This is a genomic window from Frigoribacterium sp. Leaf8 (assembly GCF_001421165.1).
In the GTDB taxonomy this organism is placed as follows: Bacteria; Actinomycetota; Actinomycetes; order Actinomycetales; family Microbacteriaceae; genus Frigoribacterium.
In genome coordinates this window covers 1,114,941-1,133,636 of the sequence record NZ_LMKB01000005.1, presented here as the reverse complement: position 1 = coordinate 1,133,636, position 18,696 = coordinate 1,114,941, and the positions used below count along the sequence as shown (strand labels likewise).

At 71.1% G+C, this 18,696-nt stretch carries 16 protein-coding genes; 13 read left to right on the top strand and 3 right to left on the bottom strand.

From position 1 onward, the window contains the following. Together ASL10_RS09935 and ASL10_RS09930 are read left to right on the top strand one after the other, a co-directional pair. Nucleotides 1-636: a hypothetical protein gene (locus tag ASL10_RS09935; RefSeq protein ID WP_056046745.1), complete on the top strand. Its 636-nt coding sequence runs from the start codon at nt 1-3 to the stop codon at nt 634-636. 94 nt (nt 637-730) lie between these two features. After that, nucleotides 731-2,176: an NtaA/DmoA family FMN-dependent monooxygenase gene (locus ASL10_RS09930; RefSeq protein WP_324289753.1), complete on the top strand. Its 1,446-nt coding sequence runs from the start codon at nt 731-733 to the stop codon at nt 2,174-2,176. A gap of 83 nt (nt 2,177-2,259) precedes the next feature. Here ASL10_RS09930 and ASL10_RS09925 read toward each other — a convergent pair whose 3' ends face one another. Beyond that, nucleotides 2,260-2,739 (bottom strand): hypothetical protein, encoded by a 480-nt coding sequence (locus ASL10_RS09925; protein ID WP_056046743.1) that lies wholly within the window; start codon nt 2,737-2,739, stop codon nt 2,260-2,262. Between the two features lie 251 nt (nt 2,740-2,990). On the opposite strand from ASL10_RS09925, the gene ASL10_RS09920 reads away from it, so the two are divergent. The 3 genes from ASL10_RS09920 to ASL10_RS09910 all read left to right on the top strand — a co-directional run bounded on the left by ASL10_RS09920 (nt 2,991) and on the right by ASL10_RS09910 (nt 6,428). Continuing rightward, a complete protein-coding gene (locus ASL10_RS09920) occupies nt 2,991-4,061 on the top strand; it encodes an LLM class flavin-dependent oxidoreductase (protein ID WP_056046741.1) in 1,071 nt (356 codons plus the stop codon). Between the two features lie 65 nt (nt 4,062-4,126). After that, on the top strand, nt 4,127-5,383 hold the full coding sequence (locus ASL10_RS09915) for an FAD-binding protein (RefSeq protein WP_056046739.1): 1,257 nt from the start codon (nt 4,127-4,129) through the stop codon (nt 5,381-5,383). Continuing rightward, nucleotides 5,376-6,428 (top strand): aldose 1-epimerase family protein, encoded by a 1,053-nt coding sequence (locus ASL10_RS09910; RefSeq protein ID WP_082460335.1) that lies wholly within the window; start codon nt 5,376-5,378, stop codon nt 6,426-6,428. Before ASL10_RS09915 ends, ASL10_RS09910 begins: the two co-directional genes overlap by 8 nt. Before the next feature lie 84 nt (nt 6,429-6,512). On the opposite strand, the gene ASL10_RS09905 is transcribed toward ASL10_RS09910, so the two are convergent. Then, on the bottom strand, nt 6,513-6,815 hold the full coding sequence (locus ASL10_RS09905) for a hypothetical protein (RefSeq protein ID WP_056046737.1): 303 nt from the start codon (nt 6,813-6,815) through the stop codon (nt 6,513-6,515). Nucleotides 6,816-7,284: 469 nt separating this feature from the next. On the opposite strand from ASL10_RS09905, the gene chvE reads away from it, so the two are divergent. The 7 genes from chvE (at nt 7,285) to araA (ending at nt 16,642) form a co-directional block, all read left to right on the top strand. Continuing rightward, entirely contained in the window at nt 7,285-8,439 is a 1,155-nt protein-coding gene (gene chvE, locus ASL10_RS09900; protein ID WP_056046734.1) for a multiple monosaccharide ABC transporter substrate-binding protein, read from the top strand. Between the two features lie 103 nt (nt 8,440-8,542). Beyond that, nucleotides 8,543-10,093, top strand: a complete 1,551-nt coding sequence (mmsA, locus tag ASL10_RS09895; RefSeq protein WP_056046732.1) for a multiple monosaccharide ABC transporter ATP-binding protein — start codon at nt 8,543-8,545, stop codon at nt 10,091-10,093. Then, the gene (gene mmsB, locus ASL10_RS09890; protein WP_082460334.1) at nt 10,080-11,348 is read left to right on the top strand and encodes a multiple monosaccharide ABC transporter permease; all 1,269 of its coding nucleotides are present in this window, start codon (nt 10,080-10,082) and stop codon (nt 11,346-11,348) included. Before mmsA ends, mmsB begins: the two co-directional genes overlap by 14 nt. A gap of 158 nt (nt 11,349-11,506) precedes the next feature. After that, nucleotides 11,507-12,496, top strand: coding sequence for a LacI family DNA-binding transcriptional regulator (locus tag ASL10_RS09885; RefSeq protein ID WP_056046729.1), 990 nt, complete (start codon nt 11,507-11,509; stop codon nt 12,494-12,496). Nucleotides 12,497-12,588: 92 nt separating this feature from the next. Further along, the gene (gene araB / locus ASL10_RS09880; protein ID WP_157485363.1) at nt 12,589-14,406 is read left to right on the top strand and encodes a ribulokinase; all 1,818 of its coding nucleotides are present in this window, start codon (nt 12,589-12,591) and stop codon (nt 14,404-14,406) included. Beyond that, nucleotides 14,403-15,116 (top strand): L-ribulose-5-phosphate 4-epimerase, encoded by a 714-nt coding sequence (locus ASL10_RS09875; protein WP_043595113.1) that lies wholly within the window; start codon nt 14,403-14,405, stop codon nt 15,114-15,116. The genes araB and ASL10_RS09875 overlap by 4 nt, the downstream gene beginning before the upstream one ends. Then, entirely contained in the window at nt 15,113-16,642 is a 1,530-nt protein-coding gene (araA, locus tag ASL10_RS09870; RefSeq protein WP_056046727.1) for an L-arabinose isomerase, read from the top strand. The genes ASL10_RS09875 and araA overlap by 4 nt, the downstream gene beginning before the upstream one ends. Nucleotides 16,643-16,780: 138 nt before the next feature. On the opposite strand, the gene ASL10_RS09865 is transcribed toward araA, so the two are convergent. Then, a complete protein-coding gene (locus ASL10_RS09865) occupies nt 16,781-17,389 on the bottom strand; it encodes a response regulator transcription factor (RefSeq protein WP_056046725.1) in 609 nt (202 codons plus the stop codon). A 476-nt stretch (nt 17,390-17,865) separates the two neighbouring features. Between ASL10_RS09865 and ASL10_RS09860 the strand changes: the two genes are divergently transcribed. Then, nucleotides 17,866-18,624, top strand: a complete 759-nt coding sequence (locus ASL10_RS09860; RefSeq protein ID WP_158612863.1) for a lysophospholipid acyltransferase family protein — start codon at nt 17,866-17,868, stop codon at nt 18,622-18,624. Nucleotides 18,625-18,696 lie beyond the last annotated feature (72 nt).

The window sequence follows — 18,696 nt, the reverse complement described above, 5'->3', positions numbered from 1 at the left end:
ATGAGCAGAGCGACCCCCGACCAGCGGTTCCACGGACGCATCGCCGGCTTCGGCACGGAGTCCGGCACGCGCGTCGTCGTCGGGTTGTGGGACCGTTCGCCGCTCGGCCGCTTCGTCGACGTGATGGTCGAGGGTGCGGACGGCCACCGCACGTTGCTGGCGCCGTCGCAGGCCGTGGCCGACTACGTCTCGTCGACCTACACGTTCGACGAGGTGCGCGTGCAGCCCGTGTCGTGGCGCGGCGTCGACCGGACGCTCCGGGTCTCGGCCGGCCCCGACGACGCGGGCGGCGACGTCCTCGACCTGTCGCTCGAGATCGGGCCCGTGTCCGCGCTCGGCTGGCTGCTGAGGCTCGTGCCCCGGGCGTTCGCGACCCGCCCCGGCTGGCTCACGCTGATCGACCCGGTGGCCCGACTGATCGTCCGGGGTGCCCGCACGGCGGGCACGGCCGGTGGAGGTCGTCGCGAGTACTACGGCGTGACGCTGGCCCGGCGCATCGTCGCGGTCGACGCCCGTCTCGACGGTCGCGCCCTCGGGGCGTTGGCCCCGCTCGACCCGCCCGTGCGGTTCGGCTTCGGCTCGGCGCCCGCCGATCCCAGCCTCGTCGACGTGACGACCACGATCCGCGAGCGCTGACCCCCCGCGCCGCGGTGCCGCCCGGTTCTCCCCTCGGGCGACACGGCGTCACCGCCCGGTGGACGAGGAGGCGCGGTGCGGCACAGTAGGACGCGTGAGCACCGCAGACACCCCCGCGCCCGAGCCGTCCGCCACCGTCCCCGCCGCCGCCGTCGACGCCGGGACCCCCGCCCCGAAGAAGAAGCTGATCCTCAACCTCTTCGAGATGAACTGCGTCGGGCACATCACGCACGGTCTCTGGCGACTGCCGCACAACCACCGCAGCGAGTACAAAGACCTGGCGTACTGGCTCGAGCTGGCCCGCCTGGCCGAGCGTGGCGGCTTCGACGCGATCTTCATCGCCGACGTGCTCGGTGCCTACGACGTGTTCGGTGACAGCCCGGCACCGGCCCTGCTCGAGGGCATCCAGGCGCCCAACAACGACCCGATGATGGTCGTGCCGGCCATGGCCGCGGTGACCGAGCACCTCGGCTTCGGCATCACCTTCTCGACGAGCTACGAGCCGCCCTTCGCGTTCGCGCGGCGGATGTCGACCCTCGACCACCTCACGAAGGGGCGCGTCGGCTGGAACGTCGTGACGTCGTACCTGCCGAACGCCGCCCGCAACTTCGGCCTCGACACCGAGATGCCGAAGGCCGAGCGCTACGCCCGCGCCGCCGAGTACCTCGACGTGCTGTACAAGCTGTGGGAGGGCTCGTGGGAGGACGACGCCGTCGTCGCCGACCCCACCGCCGACGGGCTCGAGCCCGGCTCCGGCGTCTACACCGACCCCGCCAAGGTGCACGCGATCGACCACGTCGGCGAGCACTTCCGCGTCGCCGGCCCGCACCTCAGCGAGCCGTCGCCGCAGCGCACGCCCGTGCTCTTCCTCGCGACGGCGTCGCCGAAGGGCGTCGAGCAGGCGGCCCGCAACGCCGAGGTCGTCTTCACCGGCGGCCCCGCCGTCCGGGCGGTCGGCGCGGCCACGCGCGAGGCGGCGGTCGCGGCCGGACGTTCCGCCGACGACGTGTCGTTCATCGTGCAGGCCGGCGTCATCACGGGCGAGACCGACGAGGTCGTGGCCGAGAAGCTGGCGCTCTACCGCTCGTTCGCCAGCGAGCAGGGCAAGCTGATCCACCGCAGCATCCCCTTCGACGCCCCGGCGCACCCCCGCGACCGGACCGTGCGCGAGGCGCTCGAGGCCGAGGGGCGGCTCGACCACCCGGGAGCCGCCGCGCTGCCGCTCGACATCACGGTGGGGCAGCTGATCGACTCGGTCGACGAGGCCTGGGGCGGCACGTTCTTCGTCGCCGGCACCCCGACCGTCGTCGCGGACGCCGTCGAGCGCTGGCTCGACGACGAGGGCATCGACGGCATCAACCTGCGCCAATACCACTCGTTCGACACGCTGACCGACTTCGTCGAGCTGGTCGTGCCCGAGCTGCGTCGTCGTGGTCGACTGCGCGAGGCGTACGTGCCCGGTGAGACGCTGCGCGAGCGGTTGACCGGTGGCGGACCCCGGCTCCCCGCGACGCACCCGGCGGCGGCCTACCGGCGCTGAGCCCGGGAGGGGCGGCGCGCGTCGGCGCGTCGCTCACGTCCCTCCCGGGGACGTCCCGGTCCGGGGCGGACGCGTCGACGTGGTCAGTGGGCGGCGGGGCTGCGGTACCGAGCCGGGACCGGCGGGACGCGGAGCCACGTGGTCCGGCTGACACCGCGAGCGTCCGACCACTCGACGAAGACGGTGCCGAGGGCGACCAGAGCGTCGAGCTCGACGGGGGTGGCGATGCCGAGGGGGGCCCCGGGGCGCAGCTTGTCGCGACCCCGGACGGGGCCGCCGGGCAGGTCGACGAGCACGTCCCGCGCCGGCCGGCCGACCGTGCGCAGCACGAGGCACGTGCCGAGGGGCAGGGTGGGGTCGCTGCCGTCGTTGGGCAGGTCGAGCCAGGACAGCACGAAAATGGCGGGGCGACGCAGACGGGTGGCGCGTTCGCGGCGGATGCGGGCCGGGTGCGCCGGCGTGGTCCGGACGGTGCCCACGGTCGCGGTGGGGTCGAGGACGAGCGCCGCGTCCGAGGGGTCGTTCGTGCCCGGGCGTCCGGTGTCGGGCTCTGCGGTGTCCATCGTGTTCTGTTCCCCTGGAGTCGTGGTGGCGTGCGTGGTCGTGTCGTCGTGGACGTGACCCTCGAACGGCTCCGTCCAGCGAACCGCACTCCGGGGTGGGGGACAACGGGGCACAGGCACCCAGTACGGGGGTGGGCCGGTCCCCAATGCGGGGGACGCACCCCGGGGGACGCCGTCCGGGGATGTCGCACGGGGGGACGAGGGCCGGGGCCCGGCTCGGCGAACCCGGGTCGTCTGGCTAGGCTCGACGGGTGACCACCGCCTCCTCGTCGCCCGCTCCGTCCGCCGCCGCGAGGCCGTTGAGTCGTCTCGGCTTCCTCACCATCGGCGCCTTCGAGGGCGACGACCCGACCGTCGGACTCGAGCAGGGGCTCGAGTTGTTCGAGCGGGCCGAGGCGCTGGGGCTCGACGGCGGCTGGACCCGCACGCGGCACCTGCAGTTCGGCATCTCGTCGCCCGTCGCGTTCCTCTCGGCCGCGGCGCAGCGCACCTCGCGCCTGACCCTCGGCACGGCCGTGATGCCGCTCGGCTGGGAGAACCCGTTCCGTCTCGCCGAGGACTGGGGCACGGTCGACGTGCTCTCGCGCGGCCGGCTGCAGCTCGGCGTCAGCGTCGGCGAGCCCCGCGCCTACGACGAGGTCGGGCCGCATCTCTACGGGGACGCCGCCGACCACCAGGACTTCTCGTACGGCCGGGTCGAGAAGTTCCTCTCGCTCGTCCGGGGCGAGCAGGTCAGCGCGTTCGAGGGCACCGAGGGCATCGAGGTCTTCACCGGGCGGGTGCAGCCGCAGAGCCCCGGCCTCGCCGACCGTGTCTGGTACGGCGCGGGCAGCCCCCGGTCGGCCGAGTGGGCGGGTCGCCAGGGCCTCGGCATGTTGATCAGCAACGTCAGCTTCGCGGGCGCGCCCGGGCCGATCGAGCCGACCCGCTTCGCGGCGTCGCAACTCGAGCAGATCCGGGCCTTCCGCGCGGTCCACCCCTCGGGTCCGGAGGCGCGGGTCGCCAAGGGCGCGGTCGTCCTGCCCACCGACACGGCCACCGCCGAGCAGCGTGCGGCGTACGAGGCCTACGCGTCCTCCCGTCGCGACCGCACCACCGTGGCCCACGGACCCCGCGGCATGATGTTCGACCGCGACCTCGTCGGCCCGTCCGAGTGGATCGCCGAGCAGCTGCACGAGAACGCCGCGATGCGCGAGGTCGACGACCTGATCGTCGAGCTGCCGTTCGACTTCGGACTCGCCGAGTACACGCAGGTGCTGACCGACGCCGCCGAGCGCCTCGGCCCGCTGCTCGGCTGGCAGGCCGCCGCCCGAGGCGAGTGAGCGCTCACTCCCGGCGGTGGGGCTCGCCTAGACTCGACGCAGCACCCCGAGCCGAAGGAGTCTCCATGCAGAACTGGGCCGCCAACGTCGAGTACTCGACGACCGACCTGCGTCGCCCCACGAGCATCGACGAGCTGCGTGACGTCGTCACCGGCAGCCGTCGGGTCAAGGCCCTGGGCTCGCGCCACTCGTTCAACCGGGTCGCCGACACCGACGGCGTCCTCGTCTCGCTCGATGCGCTCGAGACCCCGGTCGAGGTCGACTCGGCCGCCGGCACGGTCCGCGTCGGTGCGGGCACGACGCACGCCGCCCTCGCGGGCGAGCTGCAGCGTCGCGGCCTCGCCCTGCACAACCTCGCCTCGCTGCCCCACATCTCGGTCGCCGGAGCGGTCCAGACCGGCACGCACGGTTCCGGCGTGCGCAATCCCGCCCTCTCGGCCGGCGTCCGCGCCGTCGAGCTCGTCCGCGCGGACGGCAGCCTCGAGACCGTCCGCCGCGGTGACGACGCGTTCGGCGCCTCCGTCGTCTCGCTCGGCGCCGTCGGCGTCGTCACGAGCCTCGAACTCGACACCGTGCCGACCTTCGACGTCGAGCAGACCATCCACGAGGACCTGCCGTGGGCGGCCGCTCTCGAGCACCTCGACGCCGTGCTCGCCGGCGCGTACAGCCTGAGCTTCTTCACGCGGTACGACGGCGCGGGGGTCGACCAGGTCTGGTCGAAGCACCGGGTCGGCGACGCGGTCGGTCTCGACCTCCGCGACCTCGGTGCCGTGCGGGCCGACGCGACCACGCACATGATCCCCGGGGCCGAGACCGCGGCCGTCACGCAGCAGGGCGGCGTGGCCGGCCCGTGGCTCGAACGCCTGCCGCACTTCCGCTTCGACTTCACGCCGAGCGCCGGCGAAGAGATCCAGAGCGAGTTCCTGATCCCCGCCGAGCACGCCGCCGCCGGGATCGAGGGGCTCCGTGGCATCGCGCACACCTTCGCCGACGTGCTCATGGTCAGCGAGATCCGCACGATCGCCCCGGACGACGCCTGGATCAGCCCGAGCGGCGGACGTCAGAGCGTGGCCTTCCACTTCACCTGGCACCGCCGCCCGGACGAGGTGCTCGCCGTGCTGCCCGAGATCGAGCGGGTGCTCGGTGCCTTCGACGCCCGCCCGCACTGGGGCAAGGTCTCGACCGCCACGCACGCCGAGCTGCGCCGGGTGTTCCCGCGTCTCGGCGACTTCGCCGCCCACGTCGCGTCGGTCGACCCCGAGGGCCGCTTCCGCAACCCGTTCCTGTCCGCGTCCGTCCTCGGAGAGCCCGCGCATGTCTGAGCCCACCCCCGTCGCCCCCGTGCCGCCGCACGGCACCGTGCCCCCCGTCGTCGAGCCCGCACCGGGGGCGCCGCCGACCGCTCGCCTCGTCACGTCGCCGGTGCCGGTCTCCGGCGCGCAGGTCGTGCTCGAGCGGGACGGCTACCGGGCCGAGATCGCCGGGGTCGGGGCCACGCTGCGCACGCTCACGTTCGAGGGCCGCGACCTGGTCGTGCCGTTCGCCGCCGACGAGGTGCGGCCGGGCTTCCGCGGGGCCCTGCTCGCCCCGTGGCCCAACCGCGTGACCGACGGACGCTACGAGCGAGACGGGGTCGAACACCAGCTGCCCCTCAACGAGGTCGAGCGCGGGCACGCCCTGCACGGCCTGGCCCACTGGGCCGACTGGACCATCGACCAGGCCCAGGCCGCGCGGGCCTCGGCCTCGTTCGTGCTCGTGCCGAGCGACGGCTACCCGTGGCGGCTGGCGCTGTCGGTCGTCTACGAGCTGACCGACGACGGGCTCACCACGACGGTCACGGCCCGCAACGCGGGCACGGGCGTCGCCCCCTACGGCACGGCGCCGCACCCCTACCTCGTCGCCGGCGAGGGTCGCGTCGACGACTGGTCGTTCACGCTGCCCGCCGCGAGCTACCTCGAGGTGACCGACGACCGCCTCGTCCCCGTCGGCACGCGGCCCGTCGGTGACCGTGACGGCTTCGACTTCCGCGACGGGCACCCGGTCGGCGACCTCTTCGTCGACCACGCCTTCACCGACCTCGCGTTCGGCACCCCTGACGGCGACGCCGGTGGGGGCCCCGGTCAGGAGGCGCGGGTCACCGCCACGGTGACCGCGCGCGACGGCCACGGCGTCACCATGTCGTGGGGGACCGAGCTGCCCTGGGTGCAGGTGCACACCGCCGACCGTCCCGAACCCGAGAACGACCGCGTCGGGTTGGCCGTCGAGCCCATGACCTGCCCGCCGGACGCCTTCAACTCGGGTGACGACCTCGTGCTGCTCGCCCCGGGCGAGGCCCACACGGCGAGCTGGACCATCACCGCGTTCTAGCGCGGCCCGACACCTCCGAACCAGCACGACACCCCACGAACCCGGGGCGTCGCGCTGGTTCGGGGGTGTCGCGCCGGGCCGCCCTCAGACGGCGACGGGTTCGGTCTGCCAGGTCATGGCCGACACCGTGCCGGGCAGGCAGCGTTCGAGGGCGGCCTCGAGCGCCCGGCGCGTGCGGCGTGCCGTCAGCTCGTCCCGGACGACGACGTCGAACCGCAGGGCCTCGGGCAGCTCGGTGAGCAGCACGGTCCCGGCGTCGGCGAGCTGCACGAGGTACTGGCCCACCTCGACCTTCGCGGCCCGGTGCTCGGCGAGCAGGCGGCGCGACAACCAGAACAGGCCGGCGGCGTCGTGCGCCGTGTGGACGGTCGCGGTCGCGGTGATCATGGGCACACTGTGACGTGACGACCGCTCACGCGCGTGAACGGCGTGTGGCGAACGTGTAAATCCTGTCGCGACACGCCGGGCGCCGACCGACTTGACAAGCACCTGGACCTCGTTCAGTATTGCCCAGCACCACCGATGTGAGCGCTCACATTCTCAGGTCAGCGCTCGACCGTCCCCGCGACGGGCCATCCCGCTCCACTCCGCGACACCCCAGCCACACGTTTCCTGACGAAGAGGTCAACCGTGAACAGCTCCTCCCTCCGCCGCCCGGCCGCCCACCGGGCCGTCCGCACGTCGCCCGCCCCGCGCCTCCTCGCGGTCGCCCCGGCCTGACGTCCCCCTCAGCCCCGACGGGCAGGCCTCGCGCACCCGTCGGCCCGGCGCGTCCCCGGCCACCCGAGCCGTCGAGCGCCCGCACCACAGAGATCCCCTCACAGCACCATCACCCGTCATCGACGACGCCGTCGAGATGACACCTGACACGAATGGAACAACCGTGAAGAAAAAGCTCCTCGTCGGCATCGTCGCCGTCGGCATGGCATTCTCCCTGGCCGCCTGCTCCGGCGGCGGCGGCGGACGCGGCGGTGACGCCGGCGGCAGCAGCAGCGGCGACAACGCCGGTGCGCTGGTCGGCGTCGCGATGCCCACCAAGGTGTCCGAGCGCTGGATCAAGGACGGCGACGCCGTCAAGAGCGCCCTCGAGGACAAGGGCTACAAGGTCGACCTCGAGTACGCCGACAACAAGATCCCCCAGCAGGTCCAGCAGATCAGCAACATGATCACCAAGGGCGCGAAGGTCCTCATCGTCGCCTCGATCGACGGTGGCTCGCTCAGCGACCAGCTCGACTCGGCCGCCAAGGCCGGCATCAAGGTCATCTCGTACGACCGCCTGCTGACGGGCAACGAGAACGTCGACTACTACGTCTCGTTCGACAACTACAAGGTCGGCGTCGACCAGGGCACCAGCCTCCTGACCGGTCTCGGCCTCGCCGACGCCGACGGCAAGAAGGTCGACGGCGCCTCGCCCAAGACCATCGAGGTCTTCGCCGGCAGCTCGGACGACAACAACGCCACCTTCTTCTTCAACGGCGCGATGGACACCCTGAAGCCCTACATCGAAGACGGTTCGCTGACGATCGGCTCCGGTCAGGACCAGTTCACGCAGGCCGCCACCGCGGCATGGGACCCGGCCACCGCCAAGGCCCGCATGCAGAACCTGATCGCCTCGACCTACTCGGGCGGCACCAAGCTCGACGGCGTGCTCTCGCCCTACGACGGCATCTCGATCGGCATCATCTCGGCGCTCGAGGGTGCCGGCTACACCAGCGACGCCCTCCCGGTCATCACCGGCCAGGACGCCGAGGCCGCCTCGGTCAAGTCGATCATCGAGGGTCAGCAGTACTCGACCATCTACAAGGACACGCGTCAGCTCGCCGACCAGTCCGTGGTGATGGCCGACGACCTGCTCACCGGCAAGACGCCCGAGACGAACGACGACAAGACGTACGACAACGGCGTGAAGGTCGTCCCGACGTACCTCTTCCAGCCGACCATCGTCACGAAGGACAACTACAAAGAGGTCCTGATCGACAGCGGCTACTACACCGAGGCCGACCTCAAGTAGGTCCCTCCCCTGCGAGAACCGAGGAGGCGCCGGTCGCCGACCAGCGCCTCCTCGCTTCTCTGCTCCCCAGCGGCACCCACCCGACACACGGAAGAAGGAACACGTGGCGAACACGATCCTCGAGATGCGGGAGATCACCAAGACGTTCCCCGGCGTCAAGGCCCTGCAGGACGTCACGCTCGAGGTCGAGCGCGGCCAGGTCCACGCGATCTGCGGCGAGAACGGCGCCGGCAAGTCGACGCTCATGAAGGTGCTCTCGGGCGTCTACCCGAGCGGCTCGTTCGACGGCCAGATCCTGCTCGACGGCCAGCCCGTCGACTTCAAGAACATCAACGACTCCGAGGCCGCGGGCGTCGTCATCATCCACCAGGAGTTGGCGCTCAGCCCGTTCCTCTCGATCGCCGAGAACATCTTCCTCGGCAACGAGCAGTCCAAGAACGGCTTCATCGACTGGAACAAGACCAACCTCGACGCCGCCGGCCTGCTGGCCCGCGTCGGCCTGCGTGACAACCCGGTCACCAAGGTGGTCGACATCGGAGTCGGCAAGCAGCAGCTGGTCGAGATCGCCAAGGCGCTCTCGAAGCGCGTGAAGATCCTCATCCTCGACGAGCCCACCGCCGCCCTGAACGACGACGACTCGGCCCACCTGCTCGACCTGATCAAGAGCCTGCAGGGGCAGGGCATCACGTCGATCATCATCAGCCACAAGCTCAACGAGATCAAGGCGATCGCCGACAAGGTGACGATCATCCGCGACGGCAAGACGATCGAGACCCTCGACATGCACGCCGACGAGGTGTCCGAGGACCGCATCATCAAGGGCATGGTCGGCCGCGACCTCGAGAGCCGTTACCCGGCCCACGAGTCGAAGGTCGGCGACGAGCTGCTGCGCATCGAGGACTGGACCGTCCACCACCCCCTCGACTCGACGCGCGAGATCATCCACCAGGCCAACCTCGCCGTGAAGGCCGGCGAGATCGTCGGCATCGCCGGGCTGATGGGCGCCGGACGCACCGAACTCGCGATGAGCGTCTTCGGCAAGAGCTACGGCACCGGCATCTCGGGCACCGTCTACAAGCGCGGCGAGAAGATCGACACGTCGACGGTCAGCAAGGCCATCGCCGCGGGTCTCGCCTACGCCACCGAGGACCGCAAGAAGTACGGCCTCAACCTGATCGACGACATCACGCGCAACGTGTCCGGTTCGGCCCTCGGCAAGCTCGCCAACTGGGGCTTCGTCAACCGGTCCGAAGAGAGCACCGTCGCCGAGCGCTTCCGCAAGAGCATGAACATCAAGGCGCCCACCGTGGCGTCGGTGACGGGAAAGCTCTCGGGCGGCAACCAGCAGAAGGTCGTGCTGTCGAAGTGGATGTACGCCGACCCCGACGTGCTCATCCTCGACGAGCCCACCCGTGGCATCGACGTCGGCGCCAAGTACGAGATCTACACGATCATCAACCAGCTCGCCGACGCGGGCAAGGGCGTCATCGTCATCTCGTCCGAGCTGCCCGAACTGCTCGGCATCTGCGACCGCATCTACACCCTCTCGGAGGGGCGCATCACGGCCGACGTTCCGATCGCCGAGGCGACCCCCGAATTCCTCCTGAAGTACATGACCCTCGAACGAGAGAGCCCCGTCAATGAGCGCGCCTAGCCCCACCCAGGCCACCGACCCGAAGCCCACGGGCGGGTCGCCCACCTCCCGTCAGCCGCAGTCCGGTTCGGGTGGCAACCCGATCACGGGTGCCGTCTCGTACCTCGGCGGGCAGCTGCGCCAGATCGGCCTGTTCATCGCGCTGATCGTCATCGTGCTGTTCTTCCAGGTCACCACGAACGGCATCACGCTGGCACCGATCAACGTGTCGAACCTGGTGGTCCAGAACAGCTACATCCTGATCCTGGCCATCGGCATGGTGATGGTCATCATCGCCGGCCACATCGACCTCTCGGTCGGCTCCATCGTCGCCTTCACCGGCGCCATGGCCGGCGTCATGATCACCCAGTGGGGCCTGCCCTGGCCGCTCGCCGTCGTGCTCTGCCTCGTGCTCGGCGCCCTGGTCGGGGCCTGGCAGGGCTTCTGGATCGCCTACTTCGGCATCCCGGCGTTCATCGTCACCCTGGCCGGCATGCTCGCGTTCCGCGGTGCCGCCCAGATCGCCCTCCAGAGCCAGCAGATCTCGCCCTTCCCCCAGGGGTTCCGCGACATCGGGTCGGGCTTCCTGCCCGCCTTCGGCACGACCGGGTACGAGCCGCTGACGCTCGTCCTCGGCGCCGTCGCCTCGTTGGCCCTCATCGGCACCGGCCTCCGCGGCCGTGCCACGCGTCGCAAGTACCAGCTCGAGGACGAGCCCTTCCTGTGGTTCATCACCAAGATGGTCTTCACGGTCGCCCTGGTCATGTACGTCGGGTTCCTGCTCGCCAGCTACTCGGGCACCCCGATCGTCCTGGTCGTGCTCGCGGTGCTCGTCGTCGCGTACTCGATGATCATGAAGAACTCGGTGTTCGGCCGTCACGTCTACGCGATCGGTGGCAACCTGCACGCCGCCGAGCTGTCCGGCGTCAAGACGAAGCGCGTCACGTTCCTGCTCTTCGTCAACATGGGCGTCATCGCCGCCCTGGCCGGCGTCGTCTTCACCGGCCAGCTGAACCTCGCCAGCCCCAGCGCCGGCAACGGGTTCGAGCTCGACGCCATCGCGGCCGTGTTCATCGGTGGCGCCGCCGTCACCGGCGGCATCGGCACGGTCACCGGCGCCATCGTCGGTGGTCTCATCATCGGCATCCTGAACAACGGCATGTCGATCCTCGGCGTCGGCACCGAGTACCAGTCCCTGATCAAGGGCCTCGTGCTGCTCGCCGCGGTCGCGTTCGACGTCTTCAACAAGCGTCGCGCCGCCTCGTCCGGCAAGTAACGAGCGGTCACCATCCGCGAGAGGCGCGGTTCCCGGTCACGGGAGCCGCGCCTCCTCGTCTCCCCGCCCCCGGCGGGCACCGACCAGACCGCAGGAGGCGCGGGCCGGCCGCACACGACGCCACCGTCCCGAAAACCGAACCGAACTAGGATCACCTCGTGGCAACCCTCTTCGACGTCGCGGCCGCAGCCGGCGTCTCGCACCAGACCGTCTCGCGGGTCGTCAACGGCGACCCGACGGTCCGTCCCGCCACCAAGGCCAAGGTCGACGTCGCCATCGACGAGCTCCACTACCGGCCGAGCCTCACCGCCAGGGCGCTGGCCAGCCGCAAGACGAGGTCGCTCGGCGTGATCAGCACGGGGTTCCCGTTCTACGGGCCGTCGAGCACGATGCACGGCTTCAACGGTGCCGCCCGACGAGCCGGGTACCAGGTGTCGATGGCCACCCTCGACGTCGACGACCGGCAGGGCATGCGGCAGGCCCTCGACTCGCTGGTGGGCCAGAACGTGGCGGCCATCGTGCTCATCGCGCCCGACGCCGAGGCCCTCGAGGTGCTGCGGCGTTCCGGGGTGTCGGTGCCGCTGGTCACCGCCGACAGCGAGGCCGAGGACGGCCACCACACGGTCTCGTTCGACCAGGCCGCCGGGGCCGAGGCGGCCGTCGAGCACCTCGTCTCGCTCGGTCACCGCCGCATCGCCCACGTCGCCGGGCCCGACGGGTGGATGGACGGCCGCGACCGCGAGCGGGGCTGGCGCGAGGCCTGCGAACGGCTCGGCGTCGACTCGACGGTGCTGCTGCGCGGCGACTGGACCCCGGGCTCCGGTCATCGCATCGGCCGAGAGCTGGCCGGACGCGACGACGTCACGGCCGTGTTCTGCGGCAACGACCAGATGGCGCTCGGCGTCGTGCACGCGTACGTCGACGCCGGTCGGGTCGTGCCGCGCGACGTGAGCATCGTCGGCTTCGACGACATCCCCGAGGCCGAACACTTCGTCCCGCCGCTGACCACCGTGCGGCAGGACTTCGAGGCACTCGGGCGCCGACTCATGACGACCGTCGAGGCCGTGCTCGCCGGCGACGAGGCGCCCGTGGCGGCACTCGACCCCGAGCTCGTCGTCCGCCGCTCGACGGCGGCCCCGGCCCGCTGACCGACCCCGAACCGCCCGTGCGAGATTGCACGGTCCCACTCGCTCATGTGAGAATGTGAGCGCTCACTTTCGCATCAGGACAAGGACGTTCCATGGCTGAGACCGCCATCCCCTCCGACCCGTCGCCCGCGGCTCCCGACCCCGCCGGCGCCTCGGCCGAGACGTACGTCGTCGGCGTCGACTACGGCACGCTCAGCGGCCGCGCGGTCGTCGTGCGCGTGCGTGACGGCGCCGAACTGGCCAGCGCCACGTTCGAGTACCCGAACGCGGTCGTCGACCGCACGCTGCCCGGAACGGGCGAGCGCCTGCCCGCCGACTGGGCCCTGCAGGTGCCGTCCGACTACGTCGACGTGCTGAAGAACGCCGTTCCCGAGGCCCTCCGCGCGTCGGGCGTCGACCCCGCCGCGGTCGTCGGCATCGGCACCGACTTCACGGCCTGCACCATGGTGCCGACCACCGCCGACGGCACCCCGCTCAACGAGCTCGACCGCTTCGCCGGCCGCCCGCACGCGTTCGTCAAGCTGTGGCGTCACCACGCCGCGCAGGGCCAGGCCGACCGCATCAACGAGCTGGCCGCGTCGCGGGGCGAGTCGTGGCTGCCCCGGTACGGCGGGCTCATCTCGAGCGAGTGGGAGTTCGCCAAGGGGCTGCAGCTACTCGAAGAGGACCCCGAGGTCTACGCCGCGACCGAGCACTGGGTCGAGGCCGCCGACTGGATCGTCTGGCAGCTCAGCGGCCGCTACGTGCGCAACGCCTGCACCGCCGGGTACAAGGGCATCTACCAGGACGGCGAGTACCCCAGCCGCGAGTTCCTCGCCGCCCTCAACCCCGACTTCGCCGACTTCGCCGAGACCAAGGTCGTGCACGAGATCGGCGCCCTGGGCGACGTCGCGGGCACGCTGACGGCCGAGGCCGCCGGCTGGACCGGACTGCCCGAGGGCATCGCCGTGGCCGTCGGCAACGTCGACGCGCACGTCACGGCCCCGGCCGCCAAGGCCACGCAGCCCGGCCAGATGGTCGCCATCATGGGCACGAGCACCTGCCACGTCATGAACGGCGACAAGCTCGCCGAGGTGCCCGGCATGTGCGGCGTCGTCGACGGTGGCATCGTCGACGGCCTCTACGGCTACGAGGCCGGTCAGTCCGGCGTCGGCGACATCTTCGCCTGGTACGTGAAGAACCAGGTGCCGCAGTCGTCGGTCGACGACGCCGCGGCGGCCGGCAAGAGCGTGCACCAGCACCTCACCGACCTCGCCTACGAGCAGCCCGTCGGGGCCCACGGCCTCGTGGCCCTCGACTGGCACAGCGGCAACCGCTCGGTGCTCGTCGACCACGAGCTGAGCGGCGTCATCGTCGGCCAGACGCTCAGCACGACGCCCGAAGAGGGCTACCGGGCCTTGCTCGAGGCCACGGCGTTCGGCACGCGCCGCATCGTCCAGGCCTTCGAGGAGTCGGGCGTGCCGGTCACCGAGTTCATCGCCGCCGGCGGTCTGCTGAAGAACAAGCACCTGATGCAGACCTACAGCGATGTGCTCCGCATGCCGATCTCGACGATCACGAGCGAGCAGGGCCCGGCCCTCGGGTCGGCCATCCACGCCGCCGTCGCCGCGGGTGCCTACCCCGACATCCGCTCGGCGGCCGAGGCCATGGGCAGCGTCGACCGGGCGACCTACGTCCCCGACGAGGCCGCCGCCGACGCCTACGACGCGTTGTACGCCGAGTACCTCCTGCTGCACGACTGGTTCGGTCGGGGCGGCAACGACGTGATGCACCGCCTGCGGGCGATGCGTCGCGAGGCGACCCGCGCCTCCTCGGCTCCCTCGGCGACGACCGAGGGCGGTGGAGGCACGGATGCCGTCGAACAGGACGCCACCGCCTCCGCCACGAGCGACGCGCAGGTGACCGCATGACCGGCTGGATCGACCGCTCGACGCAGGCGGCCATCGACGCCACCCGAGAAGACGTCGCCACCCTGCACGCCGAGCTCGTGCGCTACGGGCTCGTCGTCTGGACGGGCGGCAACGTGTCGGGTCGCGTGCCCGGCACCGACCTCTTCGTGATCAAGCCCAGCGGGGTGCTCTACGACGACCTCACGGCCGAGAACCAGATCCTCTGCCGCCTCGACGGCACCGTGGTCGAGGGCACGCCGGGCAGCGACCGCAGTCCGTCCAGCGACACCGCCGCCCACGCCTACGTCTACCGCACCATGCCGCACGTCGGCGGAGTCGTGCACACGCACTCGACCTACGCCACGGCCTGGGCCGCGCGCGGCGAGGCGATCCCGTGCGTGATCACGGCGATGGCCGACGAGTTCGGCGGCGAGATCCCCGTGGGGCCGTTCGCGATCATCGGCGACGACTCGATCGGCCGCGGCATCGTCGCGACGCTCGAGGGGCACCGCAGCCGGGCCGTGCTGATGCAGAACCACGGCGTCTTCACGATCGGCAAGGACGCCCGCGACGCGGTCAAGGCCGCCGTCATGACCGAGGACGTGGCCCGCACCGTCCACATAACCCGCCAGCTCGGCGAACCCATCCCCATCCCGGCAGAGAGCATCGACGCCCTCTTCGACCGGTACCAGAACGTCTACGGACAAGCACCCGCAGGAGAACTGAAGTGACGAACGACACCCTCGACCCCACCGCCTTCCTCGCCTCACGCGAGGTCTGGTTCCTCACCGGCAGCCAGGGCCTCTACGGCGAAGAGACGCTCCAGCAGGTCGCCGACCAGTCGCGTGCCATCGCCGACGAACTCGCCGCCGCCTCCGACGTGCCCGTGCGCCTCGTCTGGAAGCCCGTCCTGACCGACGCCGACGCGATCCGTCGCACGATGCTCGAGGCGAACCTCGACGACTCGGTCATCGGCGTCACGGCCTGGATGCACACCTTCAGCCCGGCCAAGATGTGGATCGGCGGCCTCGACGCCCTGCGCAAGCCGCTGCTGCACCTGCACACGCAGGCCAACGTCGCGCTGCCCTGGGCCGACATCGACTTCGACTTCATGAACCTCAACCAGGCCGCCCACGGCGACCGCGAGTTCGGCTACATGCAGACCCGTCTCGGGGTGCCCCGCAAGACCGTCGTCGGCCACGTCAGCGACCCGCGCGTGCAGCAGCAGGTCGGCACCTGGATGCGCGCCGCCGCGGGCGCCTCGGCCATGCGCTCGCTCAAGCTGGCACGCTTCGGCGACAACATGCGCTTCGTCGGCGTGACCGAGGGCGACAAGACCGAGGCCGAGCTGGCCTTCGGCGTCCAGGTCAACACCTGGGGCGTCAACGAACTGGCCGAGGCCGTCGCCGCGGCGTCCGAGACGGCGATCGACGCGCTCGTCGCGGTGTACGAGGCCGAGTACGACGTGGTCCCCGCGCTGCGGGCGGGCGGCGAGCGTCACCAGTCGCTCCGAGACGGTGCGGCGATCGAGATCGGTCTGCGCTCGTTCCTCGAAGAGGGCGGGTTCAGTGCCTTCACGACGAACTTCGAAGACCTGGGTGCACTCAAGCAGCTGCCCGGCCTCGCGGTCCAGCGCCTGATGGCCGAGGGCTACGGCTTCGGTGCCGAGGGCGACTGGAAGACCTCGGTGCTGGTGCGTGCGGCCAACGTGATGGGCGCCGGGCTGCCGGGTGGCGCCTCCTTGATGGAGGACTACACGTACCACCTGGTGCCCGGCGAGGAGAAGATCCTCGGGGCGCACATGCTCGAGGTCAGCCCGGCGCTGACGTCGGGGCGCGCCTCCCTCGAGGTGCACGCGCTCGGCATCGGCGGCAAGGACGACCCGGTGCGCCTGGTCTTCTCCGCCGACCCCGGCCCGGCCGTCGTCGTCGCGATGAGCGACGTGCGCGACCGCTTCCGCCTGACGGTCAACGTGGTCGACGTGGTCGACCCCGACGAGGACCTGCCGAACCTCCCGGTGGGGCGCGCGGTGTGGAAGCCCCGTCCGTCGTTCGCCGTGTCGGCCGAGGCGTGGCTGACGGCCGGCGCCGCCCACCACACGGTCATGTCGACCGCGGTCGGGCTCGAGGCCTTCGAGGACCTCGCCCGCATCGTCGAGACCGAGCTGCTCGTGATCGACGAGGACACCCGCATCCGCGACTTCCGTCACGAGGTCGCCTGGAACGCCGCGTACCACCGCCTCGCCCGCGGCCTGTAGGCCGCGCCCGGCTCGCGCCCTCCGCGCATCGAGTGGTCCCGGATCGTCCTTCGCCCCACGGCGAACGACGGTGCGGGACCATTCGTCGTCGCGATGGCCGGGCCTGCTCGACCGCGTCTGCCCCGAGGAGGCGCGGGTCTAGATCCAACCGAGATCTCGCGCGTCCGAGGCGGCCCGTCCGCGGTCGGGCGCCCCGACCTTGCGGACGGCGGACGAGATCAGGTTGCGCACCGTGCCCTCGGCGAGGTGCAGCTCGGCGGCGCACCGTCTGGTCGAGAGCGACCGGTCGACGAGGCGCAGGACGTCACGCTCGCGTGCCGTGAGCGGGCACGCCTCGGCGCGGAGGACCGTGGCCGCCAACCTCGGGTCGACGTGGTCTTCTCCGGCAGCCGTTCGCCGGACGACGGCGAGGAGTTCGTCGATGCTCGCCCGCTTCGAGACGACCGCGTCGATGCCCGACTGGACGATCTGACGGACGAGCACGGCGGGTAAGCGGCGACCCAGGACGACGACGGCGTCGTGCCCCTCGCGCAGTCGCCGGGCGGCGTCCACGACGTCGGGGTGGTCGTCGGCGTCGATGACCAGCACGCTCCACGGGGGTGGCCCTGGTTCGGAGCAGGGCTTCGCGGAATCGTGGATCGCGACAGCTTTCAGCCCCGGCGTCACACGGATGCACGCCTCGATCGCCGACCGCGTCAGCACCTCGTCGGCGACCACGCACACGTCGATCGGCCCGTCGGTCGACATGGCATCCCCCTACTCGTCATCGACTTCGTGACCAGTATGTCTCATGACGTCGACATGACGGATGCGTGGTGACTTCGTGACGGCCGTGACTTTCGAGTCGAGCTGCCGATGCCGAGACTCGGAGGTGTCTCGTCGACTCGACGTGGGAGGAGGGAACGCATGAAGAAAATCGAGAGCACGACGCTCAAGCCGGGTAGCGCAGCACGCTGCAACGGCGGATGCCTCTGCACCTGACATCCGGGGCGGGCCGCCCATCGGGCGGTCCGCCTTCCCCGTCAGTCCGGTGACCGCATCTCCCGAAAGTCGACATGTCCCTTCCCATCTTCACCCTCTTCGAGGTCGTCCGATACGAACGTCTTTGGTCGGCGCTCCGCGCCGCCGGGCCCGCTGCCGCGTGGCGACTCATGAACGACATCGCCCGGTTCGACCTGCCCGCCTACGACTCGATCGCCGACCCGTCCGACACGAGCGCCGGCATGGCGGCCAAGGCCCGTGCCGCCATGGGGGGCTTGCCAGGTCTCGCCTCCGTCGACATCGACGCTGCAGCGGGGCGATATGGCGACTACGGGCCTCGGATGCAATTCGAGTCGACGTTCGTCACGCTGTGGCTCGACGACCGAGCTCGGCTGGACGAGGTCGTCGAGGTTCGTGGCGGCGAGCACCTCGAGGAGGCGAGGGAGCACGGCCGTGGCGCCCTGGCCTTGCCCCTGCACTTCGGGGCGTCCTACGTCGTCCCGCCGATCATCGCGCACCGACACCCCACGCGCTTCGTCTTCAACAGGATGAACTTCGACGAGCTCCGGGATCGGGCGTTTCCCTCTCTCGATGTCGACGCCTTCGCCATCGACGACGACGCGACCTTCCGAAAGGGGCTCCGAGCGCTCAAGGACGGGCTCGTCTTCGCAATGTTCCCCGAATACGATCCCAGAGGCCGAGGCCGTCACCACACCGTCGTCCCGTTCCTGGGGGCTTCCGTCGTCGCACCGCAGGGGCCGGCCCTCATGAGTCGTGCCGCGGGCGCAGCCATGCTGCCGATGCACCTCGACCGGACGGGAGAAGCTCACTTCGTCCTGACGATCCACCCGGCGATTCCCGCCCCGACAGATGACGTCGAGGTCCAGGGGTCGACGGTCGCGTTGTGGCGACTCATCGAGAGGCTCATCCTCGACGGCCGCGCCGGCGACTGGGAGATGTGGACCGACTTCGATCTGATGCGGACGGAGTCGGCGGCATGAGCACGGTTCCGCTCGTCGAGATCCGAGAAGTGTCACGGCTCTTCGAGAGCCGAGGTGGGAGACCGCCCGCCG